This window comes from Haloarcula sebkhae (assembly GCF_014647415.1).
GTDB classification, from domain to species: domain Archaea; phylum Halobacteriota; class Halobacteria; order Halobacteriales; family Haloarculaceae; genus Haloarcula; species Haloarcula sebkhae.
This window is the reverse complement of the sequence record NZ_BMPD01000011.1, coordinates 46358-62967: the sequence shown is the minus strand read 5'-3', so window position 1 is coordinate 62967 and position 16610 is coordinate 46358. Positions and strand designations below refer to the sequence as shown.

Here is a 16610-nt window from a genome sequence, read left to right as displayed (position 1 = left end):
TGTGGTTGTCGTTGGGATCGCTGGTGACGGTCCCAACACCCTGCTTCTACCTTTTATTAGTAGTTAGTTTGTTTTTCCTGATTGTCGAATGGCGCGTTTTCGAGTGTGAAAAAGCTGTTGGGATATGTAGATCTATAAGCAGTAACTCAAAGTCAAATATATCGAAATTATCGAGATAGAATCCGACTGCGAGGGCATTTGAAGCTGGAATTTTTGAGTTTCGTGGTTATCGCGCCTATTCATATTTTTGATAATTAGGGTTTGAAAATTATTTGTACCGTTATTTGTTGGTACAGGTTTCAATAATTATATTCTCTTAATTAAGATCTCTCAAAAGTTACGCGCAGTCACACTTCAAAAATCGCCAGACAGCTATGGTTTTGGAATAGATATCGTCCGCTTGGTTGTGCGCTCAACAGCTAGGACTTCTGGTCCAGCAAACAGGGTTAGCTCTGGCGGGTCGTTGCTGTCGACCTCTTCGCGAGCAATGCCTAGTGCTGACAGCACCTCGTCAGGCACTAGAACCCGCAGCGTCCGTCCGCCAGATCCAGCATGCAGGATTGCTCAACCGCATCTGCCTGCTCCTTCGCTTTTATGACGAAATTCATGTCGAAGTCGTCGCAGACCTTCCGAAACTTGGTTTCGTAGAATCCACTGTCAAGGTATACTCTGTCAATATCGAACTTCGAGTCTGCATAGGTGAACAGCTTCCGCATGGCGATGTTCGCGTTCTTCCGTTGTTGCACCGGAATAGCAGCAAGTGTCATGGGGACGCGATCGCCAACGAGGGAGAGCGTGGCATACTGCCAGGCATGAGAAAAGTTCCGCTCTGGTTTCGTGCCGCTGATACCATTGCTCGCGTTTGGGTCGCCAAAGGTCGGCCAGTCTGTGATGTCGATAGCGACCTCGATGTCACCACCAAACGACTCGTATCGACTGGCAAGCCGAAACAGTGCCTCGTGGCACACAATGAACATTTCCATCACCTGCTGCATCTTCATCGGCCAAATGTTGTAGAATAGCGACGCGGAATCTGGTACGTCTTGACCATGATTCCAATCCTTCAGCTCCATCGCGTCTGCTGCCTGGTTTGGCTGGCAGCCCCAACGTCCAGCGGCAGCCAAAATCTTTAGCAGTTTATCCTTGGAGTACTTCGTATCGTGGCCTCTGTTGAGCTTGATGAACGGGTAGATATACCGCCGGAGCCTGCGGCTTATTTTCTTGACTTCAGGCACGGCACCGCCGTCAAACGTCACTGTTGGAGGATCATCGAACCAATCTTCATATTCGGTTCCTTGGACTTGGATGAACACATCGTCACAGACACGGTCGAAGTAGTCTGCCCAACTGGGCGTGCGTTCCTGAACTCGATTTTTAATACGGCCGACAGTGGGCTGGCTCACTGGTTTCGAAATATCCAGACTGTCGCAGAACCCGTCAGACCATTTTGATTTCCGGGATAAGTTCGTCTGTCCGTTGGGGCTCAACTGGAGATACATGTAGATGTTGAGCGACTCTATCGGATCAAACTTCGTCGAGTACTGGTTTTCGTGTTCGATCGAGGGCATATAGTGCCCACGAATACAGACTTTGCCAACGACGTCAGCTAAAGAATTAGTCCACTGGTCCTCAGCTTGCTTGACAATGACCTCTTCAAGCGGTGGGATTCGCTCTACTTGAAGATCTAACTCCGAATATAGTTCGTCGTAATTCTCTGGTGGTTCAGGCAGGTTTGCCAGCTTTATCGAGTCACCGTGGGGCGGCGTAGCGTTCCATATATCGGCTCGTGACACGTTTGTTGACTAGCTCTCTCTAATGAGAGTAAAAGTCTGTGAGGGTGAGGTGAAAGTAAAGCACGGGTAGATTAGGATATTATAATAACCATTTACGCTCTTGGGTAAGCGATTGTTGGTGGCGTCATAGTGCTGTTTCGAGGATGGTTTTGAGCGCTTCGTCGCCGGGTTTTCGCCGGACACGTTTTCGAAGCTGCAACGCTCTGAGGTAGGGTGTGAGTTTGTCTTTAGAGATACCTCGATGGGGCGAGAGCCACCGTCGCGCCAGCGACGCGTGGCTCTCGCATGTGTTGACGTGCACGTCTCCATCAGCGTATTCACCCTCACTATGGACGACGTACTGGCGGTCGAATGCGTCGTCCTCGTCAAGTGGCCCGTACGCTCGAAAGCCGTCAGTATAGACTGTTAGCGACTCCTCTTTGCCGTCGTCAAGCAGGAGTCGAATCGTTGACTCATCGGCAGCTTTCGCCGGATGAACGTATGTTTCTCCCGTGCCGCGATCAGCGATGATGAACACGGGCGGCTTGTCTTCGTGATACGTTCCACGACCGCGTGTGGACAGGCCACGCGAGCGCGACGGCTGGTCGCGCTCGCGGCCCTTCTTGCCTGCGTTGACGTACAACTCGTCGATTTCAACCGGGCCTTCTACTTGTGGTCGAGGCGCGTCCAGCGCCCGCAGGAAGCGCTGGACGCGCCGGTAGACCGTCTTGTACGAGACGGCGAGTTCAGCATCCAGTTGGCGGATGCTCGTGTTCAGCCGGATGTAACTGCAGACGGCGAGATACCACTTCCTAAGCGGTATCGTTGACTGTTCGAAGACCGTGCCGGTCTTGTCGTTGAACGTCCGGCCGCAATCCTTACACAGATACCGTTGAAACACCCGATAGCTGCCGTACCGAATCGCTGATTCGGCACGGCAGCGCGGGCAATAGATACCGTCACGCCAGCGAACCTGTGCCAGCAGATTCGCGGCCCGACGCTCCGAGACGAACATCTTGAGTGGAATCATGCTTCGTCGGGTGGCGTGGTCGCGCCACCCTTGCCCGCTGTGACTTCCAGCTACTGCTCCAACTCACCAACAATCCGCTACAGAAGAGCGACCATTTAAATGACTAGCGTATGTTTTTAAACTCCTACATAATATCTAATAGTATGCCGGAACAGAACGACAGTCCATTAGAATCCCCCTTTAAACTCTTTGCAATTTTCCTTGTGAATATGTGGACTAATCTTTGGTATAATTGCTATACCAGTCCGGACAGTGAAGTCACTATGCAACAACGGCAAAATTGGATTGAATTCATCAGACGAGTGTTACAAACGATATGCATTTCTATTGGCGGGACAGGTCTCTTCCATCTGGTCTCGCCATTTCAAGTTCCATTATCTATGTACATGCTCTCATTGGTTATTTACCCCTCATTCTTGTCGATAATAAATAGCAATATGGTCCCCGATCATGTGAAGATCCGCGAGGAATGGCAAGAAGTGTTAGGCCTTGGCCTGGTGCTGTATGGAGTTACAGAAGCTGTCCTCAGAATAGCTTGGATATTACTACCAATACAATCAATAATCTCCCATGCAGGGAATCACGCAGGATATGGGGCTGTCGAGTTGGTTTTACTTTGTTTGTTTTTCCTACCGATGATAGATGACTCCTCAAACTATGAACTAGCAATTATATTGGGCAAAATATCAGCTATGACCACACTCATTATTGTAAGCGTCCTTCTCACAAAGGTGCTTCTTGGACCCACTGTTGCCACTATTGTAGCAATACTGTCATATGTTATATTACTGCTATCCTCCATCTTGCCAGCTTTGGGCAAAACCGTTCAGCTCTTGATTGTGGCTGTCCGCTCATTTCAGAAACCAACATCATTACCCTCTTAATTTGCTGAGTAGGTCTTGGTAGACATGATTGATTTACTTCTCTCCAATAAAATAGCTCAATCAGTGAAAATCCTAGAATTGCAGACTTTGTGTTTGTAGCAACTATTATAATGACATGAATTGATTACCCATCTAACAACAGTTTCAAAAAAGAGGTCGGTTCAGGTGATCATCCATAGACAGTTATACAGTTCTTCAGTTCTCCACGTTTAATCAAGATAAGTATGTTTACTTTTGCTAGAAGCCAACCAAGTATATATCCGAAGCCTTTGTGGGGATAACAAATGGCTATTGACATTAACACAATTGGTCTATTTCATTGCCGGGCCGAGTCCTCAGCAGTAACAGATACTATCCATATTATTGAAAAAGAGGACATTGGTGAGTACGGTACTGTTGAGGATGTCACTCGCAAAATGATTGGATGTGATGTTTGCTACCGGCGGCCCCGGCTAGTTTGCCGCTCCGCGTGTGGTGGGGGGTCGGCCATCGAGATGGGGTGGTTCGATGTCTCGCCCCACCGGGTATCCCACGGGGAGAAGCACACCCAGACTCACTGATACGGAATCGGTGGGACCCCCAACTTCGAAGCGGGCCACGGCGGTCCTATTGCTGAAGCCAGCCCGGAGGTCCACTGGGAAAATTACCGGACAACCACGGGTCCTAGCCAGCCCGGGTGTCCACCAGCGGTGTCGGTCGGAGAGTGCTGGTCGGTCGTCGAGGTCGGTCTGAAGAGGCTGTCGGCCGGAGAGTGCTGGTCGGTCGTCGAGATCGTCGAGGACCTCGCCCCCAGCCTCGGTCAGCCAGTGGGGATGTCCACCGGGAGACTTAGCCCCGGATTGTCGGTCATCGAGACAGTCGGACCCCACTGTCACTCAGCCGGTGGATACCCCACCCGGGAGACACACCATTGCCTCTCGGCCGTCGAGTTCGCCGGGATACCCCCTCGGAGAGACCAGTGAACCACGGGGTGCCTCACCAGAGGGACCCCCCACCTGTCGGCCCTGTCGACGCTGCTGCCAGCGCTGCTGTTCACACTCTTATCGCGGTGCTTGCCCTGCCGGACACCCACACTGGGAGACACACCCGGATGCTCAGCTGTTCGACACTGCTGGACACCCCACCTGCTTCGAGGCAGTTGTCAGTCCTCGGGCTCGCGCTGCTCGGGACCTCACTTTGCACGGCACTCGGCCGGCCCTCAGTACTGCTTAGCTAGACTGGAAACCTCACTTTCTCGACACACTCTCATCTCGGCCTGTCTCTCCCTCTTTGGGTATCCACCTGCTCGCGCTGAACTGGGGTCCAATCTGTCTATTAGAGACGCGGTGCGGTATTCAACTTGAAATCACTTGAAATAACACCATGAAATTTCACCATGAAGAGAGCCACCATGAAATAGCGCAAGTTGAAATCAGGAGAAATTTTTCAAGTAGCGGGATACTAACACTACCTGTGACCGAAGTATCTGATCAGATACGGACCGAGTTAGACAAAGGCTCTCGGGACATTCTCAGTGCGCTCGCTGAGTTTGATTCCGTCGCTGAGACGGCCGATATAAAAGAACTCACTGGACTATCAAACAAACAGATACATTATCGAATTGAGAACTACTTAGAACATCATGGACTAGTTATCACCGAACAACCTGCCGGTGGACCTGGCCCTGCCCCTGCAAAGAAGATCCAACTGACACAGGATGGAAAAGAGGTGATCGACACGCTCAATCAGGAACCCTCATCTGGGAATGTGGTTGACCGGCTCGAACAGGTTGAAAGGCAAGTTGATACTATTCAGTCGACAGTACAAGGGCTCGATTCAGATAGCTCATCCACCGGCCAGACAGATGTCGATAATCTCCAAGAACAGGTTGCTAACCTCGCTATGGAAGTTGAAGAATTAAAGAACGACCCAATATTCGATACCGAAATCCGGAGCAACTTGGATGACTGCCGAGCAGCAATACTCGCTCTCACTCGGGTACTTGATGATCGACACGGCGATCAAGATCGGATTCGGGAGTTGACCGCAGACTACCGTGAGGACATCAAGCCGTTGGTTGACTAGACTCGATCAACGAACAAGTCCGTTGCCCGGTCAGTCTCCTTATTTGCACCTGTTGGTTGGTCAGCTTGATGCTGGGGTTCAGTACTATCTTGTCCCTCACTGCTGGCTATCACCGTTGAGTCTATATCGTCCTCAAACAGCGGCCGGATCTCTCCTTGATCGTATAGCATTGGCTCGTCGAACTCTGTGTTGTCGTCGTCCGGGAAGACGACGAACACAAAGTCATCTGGAACCGGCTGACGCGGGAACTCATTTTCTGGGATAAACGGCGCATAGAGGTCCTGCCACTCGTTTCGCAGCTCATCCAGCGACCCATATGGTCCATGCTGCTTGCTGCCTTCTTGGACGATCCACGCACCGTCATCAGTCAGGGTTCGATAAGCACGGACTTCCGATGGGGACGGATTCTCGACAGCCTCGGCGCTGTCGAACCGCCCACACTCAGTCCCGTTCTTCGCTGTCGCGACGATATCATCATCTGCTTCGTGCCAACGGAGCGGGTTTCGTTCTTTTGTTGTCGGCCGCACTGCATAGCTGTCCGCGTCGATCTGGTATTTCGAGGTTTTGTTGTAGAATGTCCGCCGTCCCTCATCATCGACATCCCGAACGCACGTGATTGTCTTATAATCAATCTGCTGTCCGTCGACATCGAAAATGATCTTCTCTCCACGCTGGGGCCAGTACGTGAATCCGTTGCCTGACGCTGTTGCGTCTTTACACGTATAAACACAGAGTCGATCACTTTCGATAGCTTTCCGTAGATTCGTCAGCGTCTGCATTGGCTTCTTGATCGTCGATGTCTCCGCTTCAATAGCGATATCACGTGCCCCAGCGAGATTGTACAGTGCTGGGTATTCACTCTGCAACCGGGTTTCAAGCTCATGGGCTTCAGCCATTGTGTCGGCATCCGCAAGTGGGTCAATCGGCAGGTCCGCGACCCCGTCCGGGAGTTCGTCGCCTTCCTGCGTCGGCAGGTGCGTCAGTGCGCCGAGTCGCGTGAACGCTCGGAACGACTCCTGCAGGATATACCGATGATCGTCGCCACCACCTGACGCCGATGACCCGGTATCAGCGCTAAACACGCGTGTCCGCCCCTCGGGAGTCAACCCGACAACGACCTCGCCAGACCGCCGGCCCCGCTTGACTGACTCCAGTTCTTCGAATGCATTGCTTAGCTGGGACTGGTAGCCTGTATCGCCGAGTCGCTTCTCTACTTCTTCGACTGCGTGTGTGGCGGCAACCAACGTTTCCTCATCTTCGTACTGAACTTGTGCGGCATAGATTCCTTCTAAGATCGTATCTGTCGGCAAGTCTTCGACTGAGAGTCCACCCTCGTCAAATGCCGCTGTATCCGGGTTGAAATCCGCCCCCGACGCTGCATCCGGGTCAAGCACTTCGTTGAAGCCTCCGTATTTCAGGTTGCGCTGAATTTCATCGTCAGACAGTGGTTCGGCTCCCCAGCGGTCCAATGTTGTCCGGATAACATTCTTTGCCTCGTCCGCTGACCGGAGTGGGGGATACGGGGCGAAGTTCTGCAGGTTGACTGGCTCAGATTCTCGACCTCCTGGAAGCGGGATCTTGGTCCACGTTCGATAGTAATTTGTATCCATGAGATCGCCGGCGCTGTACCCCTCGAACCGCCGCATCAACAGTTTGGCGTCGTTGCCACCCGGAGTACGCATCGCGAGCAACGAATTACAATTGTTCTCCATAGCACGCATCACGCCCTCGTGGTCTTGCTCGATCTGGCCGGGGTACTGGGTTCCCAACGTCACCGACAGCCACATCGAGCGAGCACGAACGAGCATGTCTTCGATTGCGAGATTATCGTTAGCGACCTTCTCGAATTCGTCGACCTGCAAGAAGTACGGCTTCGTTTCGCGCTCTGGGTCCCGGTCCTGTCGCTTCTTTGCACTCCAGAGGTTCCGCAGCACCGAGAGGGAAATCATCTGATGGACATCTTCGCTGTCAACCGGAATCCGCACTAACAGAATCCGATCATTGTCCACGATATCGTCCCAGTCGATAGTCGACTCACGCCGTGAGATGATGCGGCGGACGACTGCGTTTTCCACCCATGATTTGATGCGCTTTGTTAGCGGGCGCAGATCGTCGTCATCCATCTCCACGATTTCAAACAGGAATTCTCTGAGATATGGGTCATTGCACTCTGTGGCGAACCGCTCACGGCGCTCAGCGTTCAACAACACAAAATACATGTCGATAACGCTGTACTTGTCCTCCGGATCTCCAGCTGGGTCGAGCGATATTTCGGCGTTGTGCCGGAGCATCGCTCTCCCCATCGATTCTGTCACTGCCTGCATGTTGACACCCCAGTATTCGTCGTTATCGAAAATCGCGACCAAATTCTCCAGCCGACTCTCGATCTCTTTTTCCCGGCGCGTTTCATCCTCAATTGCCGGCATATCCAGCATGTTGATGCCGACAATCTTCTCAAGCCCTGGGGACCCTGGGTCAAGGACAATCACATCATCTAGTCGGTGCGTAGGCAGTTGCTGCAGGAGTTCGATAGTGTCGCCGCTGGCTTTCGGGTCGATATTACAGAACCCATGCCCGGCGTAAGCGTGCTGGACAGCTTTGTTTTGCATCTGTGTGGTCTTGCCGGACCCAGTAGTACCACTAATCCACAGATGCCGCCGAAGGGCTGAGAACTGGATTGGGGCTTCTCGAAACCCATTGCGGGCGGTGTCATCGTAGCCAATCCAAAGCGACTGCTGTGGATCGTTGGCTGCCGTCTCAAACATCCGTCGGGGCTTCTTTCCGGCGACAGGCCCCGCCTGCTCTGTGTGTGCTTTGATTTCGTATTGTCCAGCTCGCTCGGTATCGTCGATGGTAACCTGATACGTCTCACCGGTCAGTGATTCATCCGCTGCTGGCCCTTGTTGCTCCGATGATGTCTGGTCCCGTGGTGTCGGTTCGTCGTCAACGAACCCGGCGTGCTGGTCGTCGTCACCGCCGAGCCCGAACATTAGTCTCCCTCCCCGTGGCTGTCGGCCTCGTATCCCCATGCAGGTTCATCCGTCTCGTCACTGGCAGCTGGTGTCGCTGTCTCTGACTCGTGTTTGCCAGCCTCGGCGGCGATTTGTGACCCAGTCTGTGTCGTCTTCCATGGGATCTGTGGCACCTCAATCTCTCCATTCGGAATATGCGCCAGGCCGGCAACCTCGTCAATGCTCAGTATCATCTTCCGATCGTGCCAGCGACGTTCGAACAAATCGGCAAGTAGTCCCTGCATCGTTTCGTCGCTTGCATCAACTGGATGGTGGTCTAATCCCTGTTCCGTGGTTGCATTATAGTACTTCGCGAACATCGAGGCAACCCCACGGGCCCGCTCCCGAGCTTCCCGGGGCTGGGGTGAGGCAGCCAACACCCGGACATTAACATGGAACCCCTGTTCGCCACGCTGATCTTCCACAATATTCGCGGCCTCCTTATCCTTGCGACTGGCTTTGCGCTCGTCAAGTTCGCGGATGCCGAGCCAGAACAGCGGGTCTTTGAACCCAGCAACAGAGCCGTTCCGTAGGTCAGTCGCAATATCAGCAACTGATTCCCCATCCGGTCCGTTTTGAGTCCAGTCTTTGGCCGCTGGTTTGAAAACGACCTGCACGACAACAACAGAATCGTCGAGCGTCAGCATCTCACCCATGATGTCGCTGTACGGATCACCGTGTTCGAACCCCTCGGCGTTGTGGTGACGTATCGGCAGGAAGGTGTGTCGCTCTTCAGCCAGAAATGAGCCGGCGACATGATCGCCCGGGCGAAGCGATGGGAATGCCTTGCCTTCGGATAATGGAATCACCTCAGAGTTCGTGTACGTGTTCGTTGTCCGGCGTTGGAATCGCTCACTGGCGCGCTCATTTGCGGCATATAATCGGAAGGTGAATTGGCCTCGGTCGAACCAGATTTCGAATGCGTGGGCGTCACTGGCATTCTCGCCATCACGGATACGAACGTCATGCAGTGCTTGCAGGAGATTTGCGCCGGCCTCAATGCCGTCATTATCTTTGTATGGGTGGATCTCAAGCAATTCTCCGGGGAGACTCTCTAGCGGGACCTGAAACGGCGCTGTGATGGGATATGTCTCGTATTCTTTTGCTTCGCGTGACTCATCACCGAAAATCAATCCCATACCGAGACATTGCGTTCATCGCACTTAGCTTCTATCAGAAACAATATATTATAGAATACGAGACTATCAACACTGAAGCAAATCAGGAGTGTTGGATGCGAGTTAGAATCTTGACTATTGAATTGACACCATAACGACAAAGAGGAAAATAGCCATTGCGCATAATGCGACAATCTGAAGATGGTCTTCAAACGAGAGTGGACCGAATACGGACTGAAAATTCTCTTTATAGAACCACTCGACAAGAATCGTAAGGACCCCAGTACCAATACTGAATCTCAGCAACGCTGATTTCAATCGTCGTTTGATGCGGCGACGGGCCATATAAAATTTCGACTCTCGATTTTGATAAAACCTTGTCAACTGTTGTCGATACAGTCTCCATAGAGTCGCCCAGTTTGTCGACCGTCGGAGCAGCCACGACGCCGGTGGCAGTGGGTCACCGCTGGAGAGAGTTACTCTACAGGCAGAGCAGGCCGAGTGCCTTGGGGCTCAATTGAGAAGTTTGCACATTCGCTCTAGGAGAGTGGTCTTCCGGAGACAACTGTCGTCCACGGTGACTGCTGAGTGTGCGTCTCTCGTTGTTCCCCGCCGACCCCCGCTCTTCACCCGATACCCGCAAGTAACGATACACTGGAAACACACAGCACGGCAGCAGCGGCGTCGGATGTGGTGGGTCCTTGAGAGTTCGTTAGGGCCTCTCGGCCTCGATCTGTCCCCGGCGACAGTGCTGACCGGGGACGACAGCTGTCATCGGGCTACTCCTCCTGACCGGTGGTTTCGCCGGGGATCGCTGAGTCGGCTGGCAACACAACCCGCCGTTCTTTGTAATTGAGTCCATCCTTTCTCCGACTTCGGCGTTCGATACAGAGCCGGTCTTTCGTCAGTTCCTGAAGTGCATCCAGCGTCCGACTGACGAGCTTCTTTGCATATGTTTCACTCACACCTTGCTCTTCGCGACGAATCCAGGTCCGGAGGTCGCTGGCATCGACGTAGTGGCGGACACTCCCGCTCCCGTTGTTCCACAACCGGCCAGCTTCGCGTTCGCGCCACGCTTTGGCAGCGAGTTGGGCTGGCAGTGATGACGTGGATGCCGCCAGCATATCATCGTCCATGCGTGCTAACTGCTGGATCGGCAGGAGGTCACCCATCGCGAGACTCGATGACCCAGACCGGCCCAGCGGATCAGCCTCACCGGGCAGTCGGGCATAGCGCTGTCCGTCATCACCGTCGAAGCATTCGATGCGGTCGCCGTCGACGTCAAGCCGTCCGGTATCGATGTGAGCTTCAAGCAGATGTGCGCCCTTTTCGAGTTCACGTGACTGGATCTCTCCAAGCCGGTTCTTGATGTCGCTCGCACGCTGTCGGTTACGCTTGATCTTGCTGCTGTTGACATCAGCGAGGTCTTCAAGCTCATCGACGCGTTCTTGTAGCGCTTCGTTCTCTTGCTTCAGCCCGTCAATACGCTCCTCGTGATCGGCGAGTTGCTGTTCAAGGGCGTCAATGCGGTCGTCTTTGCGTGCAAGTTGCTGCGCTAACTGCTCGACACGGGTGGCTAGCTGATCGACGGTCGTCTCGCCGGCATCTGCTGTTGCCATAGAGCCCGCCTGGGGATCGAACCCAGCGAAGCCGCCGATGGCACGGGCCACTGAACGACAACGACGGGGCTACACTAGCGGCTGGAGAGCGCAGCCGCTAGCTGACCGTGCTGTCGGCGTCCCGGAGATTGTCTGACGGCCGTCATGCGTCACCGCCCTCGACGAACCAGTTGATTGCACACCGACCACAGAGGATGACTGTCGCCCCAGCAATCTCGCGCTCTGTGGTATCTGGCCGCCTCTCATCGCAATTCCGACAGCGGGCGCTGGCGGTGTAGTACGATTCAGCCATCGGTGAGCGGGTTGTAGGGGTTACAGTCTGCACAGAGGGTCTTGCGCTGCCCGCCAACGACGACCGGCGAGAGATCGGGGCCGGGCTCGCCACAGTCTTCACACTCCATGACTGCCCCTCCCGTCTGTGCGGTGTCTCTCAGTGCTGGGAGCGTCCATGTGTGCCGCAGTACTGGGACACTCACGAGCCATCTACACCCTCCGATGAGTCGCTGTAGGCCTGTTCCAGCCCCTCCAGCGTTTCCTCGATATTGAGGATGATTCGTGCATCTGCACGGCTGAGTTCATTCAGGTCGACAGCAGCTACCGCCTCCCGAGCGTCCGCAAGCTGGTCGGTTGGGGGAGTCATGCTGTCCCTCCCGTGCGTAGCGTCTCGCTTTGTTCATCTTCGGCACCACGGGCAACCACCCGGCGCTCGATGCGGACATCATGGGCGTGGTCGCTGCGGCGGTACTGGTCGTAGTAGTTCTCGACAGTCGGGAAGTCGGCCGTCCACTCGGTGTAATGAACGAGATCACCGACCGTGTAGCGGAGTCGCCACTCACTGGCCTGTACCGGCACTGTGTCCCGCTCAGTCGCCGTTGTTCTGTCGGCCCGGGCCATCAGTGCTCACCTCCCTCAAACGGCCCAAGGCGGCTACTGTCGCGTTCCACCAGCGCACAATCTGTGAGCGGAACCGTGAACGACATGCGGTCATTAGTCCGACCGATTGCATCGGCCAGCTGCTGGCGCGTGGCTGTGTCGGGTTCGGACGCTTGCAGCCGGTGGAGCGTCTCAGTTGCAAGGTCTGCCAGCAAGACGCCGGTCACGTGGTCGTCAGCGATGGTACTGACCAGCAATAGCGGGTCGCTGTCGATGGTCGTGATGGCGACGATCTCGCCGACGGTCGGCTGGGCGGTCATTGGCCCACCTCCGGCTGATACGAGCGGGAGATTGGTTGCCGACGGCATCGACTTAGTCTACCGAACGAGACATATCGGCCAAAATGACTTTTACGGATTGTTACTAATCGAGTGGATAGGTTCCGAAGCCCCGCCTGCCAATCAGTAAGCCTTCCCGAGAGGTCAGGGGAGACTGGCTTCGGAACCTGTCGGTACAGGCGACAAGACCGAATAGTGGCCATCGTATTCGCTCCATTCGAAGGCCCCCCGAGCTGGCCACTATTCCGTCGGCGATTAAGTATTGTCTTCGCTACAGGAGTCTGTGCTGTGACTGTACGACTGTGGACATGTGGTGTGTCCAGCGCGTGTGCTCGGGGCTGAACAAGCTGGAACGTATTTGGTGACATATCGCAAGTGTTTTTCGTACGGACTATCTTGGTATTAGATAGGTTCTGGTCCCCGCTCCGGGTCCCCCTGATAGCCAATTGAGTCACCACGGACTTCGGGTCCAGAGCCTGTCGTCGTGGATGACGACTTCGAATGGTGCAGTGCACGCCACTCCCACATCCACTTCCCCCCGGCTGCCCACCATTCTCGTTCTGTGATTGCTGTTGCCTGAGAATCGAGTGGCCACACAGAAATGCGCCCGCTGACCGCTGCTGCTGGGGTTGACTATGACGAGACGTAGTCCATCGCTGGCTTGCGATTCTGTGAGTATCGAAAGCGTTTTTACCGGGACTCGTCCGATGCTTCGATGGGTTCTGGATCCCACTCAGCATCCTCATAGGACTCATTCGATCTCCCGAATAGCCCGGGACTAGAACCCGTCGCCGACGTTGGCGACGCTGAATGGGTTGTGACAGGCCATTTGCCCATGGCTGTCGCCCATTCTGTTGCTGGCGGCGATACCAGCGGCTTCGTGAATGCCCGCCAGCGCGGCGTGGGATTGGATAAAAATTATCACTCCCATCACTGGTATTGCATGACAGGTGCTGCCCCGCGCTCCATGTTTCCCCGAGCCTCGCTCGTCTGAGTGAATGTGTTGGGTGCAGGACCTGTCGTCGGGAACGGCGACGTTGGGTGGTGCGTGGCACGCCGCTTTCCCCCGGCTGCCACACACCGTTTTGCTGGACTTGGAGAGACTGTCTGTCCCAGCTTCGACTGCTGAGAGAGTGTTTCACAGCTACCCTGGCGTGACCACCGTGATATGCAGGGCCAGGGTTGGCACTGGCTGACAGTTTATGGCCAGAATTAATTATCAATGGCCCATACTGTAGAAATAGGTTCTGGTACTCGCTGCAGACCGACCCCCACGCTACCCGGACGTGGGACAAGCGGTGTGCAGAGTCTAGAACCTGTCCGTGCCTCTGACAATGGCCGTCGGGCGACACTGCAGGTGCCCACGGTCGCCCGAATTTTACTACACGGTAGAAACATAAAAACTGATTGATACGAGCGTGGCGACAACGAACCGTCACTGTCGGTCACCTCCAACGGGACGGGCCTGCGGACACAGGCCTGTGAGTGTGGCTGCCTGCTCTTGGAGTACGCTCTGGCCGGCGTCAGTTAGCGTATATTCGTTCGTGCGAGCGTCGAGTTCCTTACGGGAGAGGAGGTCCTGGTCGGCGAGCTGGTCGAGATTCTGGTAGAGGCGGCTGTGATTGATCGGGTCGGCGTAGCGCTCGTCAAGGTACTCTTTGAGCGCGAGGCCGTAGGGATCGTCCTCGACGGCGGCGATGGCTTCCAAGAGATCGCGCTGGAAGCCCGTGAGGTCGTAGTGGGTTGTCATTGGTCGCCTCCCGGCTCGTTGGCGTCGGTGTCGACCCGCCGGAACGTCGTTGGATTGGGCTGATAGCACTCGCCCTGAATGAGAAGATCCAGCAGCGCCGTCATCGCTCGCTTGGCCCCGTACTCGCCGGCGAGTGTGTCCAGTACTGCGCCGACGGGTGCGCCCTGTTCGTCTTCGCTGGCGGCGATCACGGTGCATGCGTGCGTTCGGATTTCGGGTTCGGCGTGGGCTTCGACGACGAACCCATCCGTACTGCGGAGGTAGGTGCTAACAGCCGCCAGCGAGTCGAGTTCCGTGTCATCGAGAGCGGGTTCGGCGGCGTGTAGCACAGTGTCGAGCTGGCTGGCCGCCTCGGTATGTGACCGGATGGGAGTGCCGCCATCGGTGACGACCAGGTCGTGGCCGGTGACGATAGCCAGTGACCGGGCGGCTTGCTGGATGGCGTCCTGGCCGCGGTCGGTCAGGGCGTAGGTGCCGCTGGTGGTGGTGACCAGTTCGTTTGTTTCGAGCTCGGCGAGAGCGTCCGTGACGCGCGTGTCGTCGAGCGTGGCTTCGCGCCGGGTTTCGACGGCGATCTGGAGGGCGTCGGCGGTGGCCTCGCGGTTGTAGTGGTCGTGGTCGGCAATCGCTTTCAGGAGATCCCGCTGGAGGGCGGTACAGTCGTGCCAAGCAGTCATGCAGCCATCCCTCCGGCAGGGGGCGTAAAGTGGCTACTCGGGTCGTTTCCGGAACCCGGAATGGGACGCTGTCTCGTGGTTGGGGAGCGATGCGACTCTTCGTGGGTGGGCTTGGCTGCTGTCATGGGTTCGACGGGACGCCGCTTTCGGTGTGGGCGTCGCCTATGTCAGACTGTTATGCCGACCGCACTTAACCTTTGCTGGCCGTAAACGAAAAGCACCGCATAACTTAATCGCCAGTCGAGATTGTGGTTTGTTGTGCCCAGTGGACCAGATCCAGCTGCAAGCCCCCGTGAGATTCTTCTCTTCATGGTCCAATCTCCAGATCCTGCTTTTACTGCAAGTGAGGTCGGAGATGAATTCGATAAAACCCGACAGTGGGGCCATCAACAGCTACAGAAGTTGGAATCATCTGAATACGTCGATAGTAAGAACCCCGGTGGGAATTCACGCTTCTACTGGGTTACTGATGAAGGCAGACAATACCTCTCTGAGACACGCGAAACTTAGTCCTCGACCCACCAAACTACAGACTGTCCGCCGGTCTTCTTTCTTTCTACGGCACCCTGTTCGTGTAGCTGTGTAAGACGCTGATGTGCCCACTGGCGGGTATGTCCGAAATATTCTGCAACCTCAGAAGCTGCAGCAAACGGACCAGCAATGTCTTTGAACGCATCCACAATCTCTGAATCGGTCACTTCGCGTTTTCCTTGAGACATCTTCTACTATTACTATTGTTTACGGCCAGCAAAAGTATTATGGTGGTGGCGTAACATAAGCTAAGTATAGGAACACACGCGCCACTGGTCGATTTCTTCCAAAATCGCCCCGGTGTTAGAGCACCGAGGCGCGTGGTTCCGTCCAAGAACCAATGGCAACTACGCAATCCAATCCACAAGAACGTACCGCACGCGAACTACTCACCCAAGGTCGCCCACTCTTTCTGGGCGTTGACGGCGAGGGTGCCGTCCATTACTGGGACAGCTACGAATTCACCGTGGCCGTTGTTTCGGCCGATGGTGACGCTGAGAAAGTGGAATTGTCGGAGACGCCGTTTGAAACACTTGCACAGTGGTGCGAATACACGCGTTCGGAGCGTGGCTGGGACGTTGGGCCGCACGTTGGCGGGTCGCTGGTCGGTGATCTCGTTCGGGCGGTGGAAGCATGAGCTGTACCGTGGAAGAACGGCGGCGGGTGCGGCGGGCGGCACGGACGATTCGAGAGGAGGTTCCGGCCGAATCGGTGGACGTGCTTGCGCCGAGTGCGAGTCAGTATGGCGAATGGACGCTCGACGCGGTGTTACGTGGTTCGGAGGGTGTGCCGCCGGAGGTGCTTCGAGAGTTAGCACTAGCCGGGTTGACGTTGCAGCCGACGCCATCGCAGGCCGGGTATCAGCATGTGGCAGCCACAGTGTAGGTAGCACAGTGCTGACCAGCATATCGCATTACCACGACACTGTCGAAAAAGGTCAGAA

General features: G+C 55.1%; 17 protein-coding genes. 4 read left to right on the top strand and 13 right to left on the bottom strand.

Features of this window, described 5'->3' with window-relative positions:
• Positions 1–518 precede the first annotated feature (518 nt).
• Positions 519–1793 (bottom strand): hypothetical protein, encoded by a 1275-nt coding sequence (locus tag IEY38_RS20430; RefSeq protein ID WP_188980773.1) that lies wholly within the window; start codon positions 1791–1793, stop codon positions 519–521.
• Positions 1794–1917: 124 nt separating this feature from the next.
• Positions 1918–2802: an IS1595 family transposase gene (locus tag IEY38_RS20425; RefSeq protein ID WP_188980771.1), complete on the bottom strand. Its 885-nt coding sequence runs from the start codon at positions 2800–2802 to the stop codon at positions 1918–1920.
• A gap of 143 nt (positions 2803–2945) precedes the next feature.
• Between IEY38_RS20425 and IEY38_RS20420 the strand changes: the two genes are divergently transcribed.
• Entirely contained in the window at positions 2946–3686 is a 741-nt protein-coding gene (locus IEY38_RS20420; RefSeq protein WP_188980769.1) for a hypothetical protein, read from the top strand.
• A gap of 1452 nt (positions 3687–5138) precedes the next feature.
• Positions 5139–5750 carry a hypothetical protein gene (locus IEY38_RS20415; protein WP_188980767.1) on the top strand — a complete coding sequence of 204 codons (612 nt, stop codon included), beginning with the start codon at positions 5139–5141 and terminating at the stop codon, positions 5748–5750.
• On the opposite strand, the gene IEY38_RS20410 is transcribed toward IEY38_RS20415, so the two are convergent.
• The 11 genes from IEY38_RS20410 to IEY38_RS20360 form a co-directional block, all read right to left on the bottom strand.
• A complete protein-coding gene (locus IEY38_RS20410; protein ID WP_188980765.1) occupies positions 5747–8740 on the bottom strand; it encodes a type IV secretory system conjugative DNA transfer family protein in 2994 nt (997 codons plus the stop codon). The genes IEY38_RS20415 and IEY38_RS20410 overlap by 4 nt on opposite strands.
• Positions 8740–9900: a hypothetical protein gene (locus IEY38_RS20405; RefSeq protein ID WP_188980763.1), complete on the bottom strand. Its 1161-nt coding sequence runs from the start codon at positions 9898–9900 to the stop codon at positions 8740–8742. Before IEY38_RS20405 ends, IEY38_RS20410 begins: the two co-directional genes overlap by 1 nt.
• Before the next feature lie 758 nt (positions 9901–10658).
• Positions 10659–11498, bottom strand: coding sequence for a hypothetical protein (locus IEY38_RS20400; RefSeq protein WP_188980761.1), 840 nt, complete (start codon positions 11496–11498; stop codon positions 10659–10661).
• Between the two features lie 142 nt (positions 11499–11640).
• Entirely contained in the window at positions 11641–11790 is a 150-nt protein-coding gene (locus tag IEY38_RS20395) for a hypothetical protein (RefSeq protein WP_188980759.1), read from the bottom strand.
• 180 nt (positions 11791–11970) lie between these two features.
• Positions 11971–12138 carry a hypothetical protein gene (locus tag IEY38_RS20390; protein ID WP_188980757.1) on the bottom strand — a complete coding sequence of 56 codons (168 nt, stop codon included), beginning with the start codon at positions 12136–12138 and terminating at the stop codon, positions 11971–11973.
• Positions 12135–12392 carry a hypothetical protein gene (locus tag IEY38_RS20385; protein WP_188980755.1) on the bottom strand — a complete coding sequence of 86 codons (258 nt, stop codon included), beginning with the start codon at positions 12390–12392 and terminating at the stop codon, positions 12135–12137. The genes IEY38_RS20390 and IEY38_RS20385 overlap by 4 nt, the downstream gene beginning before the upstream one ends.
• On the bottom strand, positions 12392–12691 hold the full coding sequence (locus IEY38_RS20380; protein ID WP_188980753.1) for a hypothetical protein: 300 nt from the start codon (positions 12689–12691) through the stop codon (positions 12392–12394). Before IEY38_RS20380 ends, IEY38_RS20385 begins: the two co-directional genes overlap by 1 nt.
• A gap of 796 nt (positions 12692–13487) precedes the next feature.
• A complete protein-coding gene (locus IEY38_RS20375; protein ID WP_188980752.1) occupies positions 13488–13640 on the bottom strand; it encodes a hypothetical protein in 153 nt (50 codons plus the stop codon).
• Between the two features lie 504 nt (positions 13641–14144).
• Positions 14145–14459: a PadR family transcriptional regulator gene (locus IEY38_RS20370; RefSeq protein ID WP_188980750.1), complete on the bottom strand. Its 315-nt coding sequence runs from the start codon at positions 14457–14459 to the stop codon at positions 14145–14147.
• Positions 14456–15136, bottom strand: a complete 681-nt coding sequence (locus IEY38_RS20365) for a transcriptional regulator (RefSeq protein ID WP_188980748.1) — start codon at positions 15134–15136, stop codon at positions 14456–14458. The genes IEY38_RS20370 and IEY38_RS20365 overlap by 4 nt, the downstream gene beginning before the upstream one ends.
• A gap of 506 nt (positions 15137–15642) precedes the next feature.
• Entirely contained in the window at positions 15643–15855 is a 213-nt protein-coding gene (locus IEY38_RS20360; RefSeq protein ID WP_188980746.1) for a hypothetical protein, read from the bottom strand.
• Positions 15856–16007: 152 nt separating this feature from the next.
• Here IEY38_RS20360 and IEY38_RS20355 point away from each other — a divergent pair, with 152 nt between their 5' ends.
• Both IEY38_RS20355 and IEY38_RS20350 read left to right on the top strand, forming a co-directional pair.
• Entirely contained in the window at positions 16008–16304 is a 297-nt protein-coding gene (locus IEY38_RS20355; RefSeq protein ID WP_188980744.1) for a hypothetical protein, read from the top strand.
• A complete protein-coding gene (locus IEY38_RS20350; protein ID WP_188980742.1) occupies positions 16301–16552 on the top strand; it encodes a hypothetical protein in 252 nt (83 codons plus the stop codon). Before IEY38_RS20355 ends, IEY38_RS20350 begins: the two co-directional genes overlap by 4 nt.
• Positions 16553–16610: the final 58 nt, after the last annotated feature.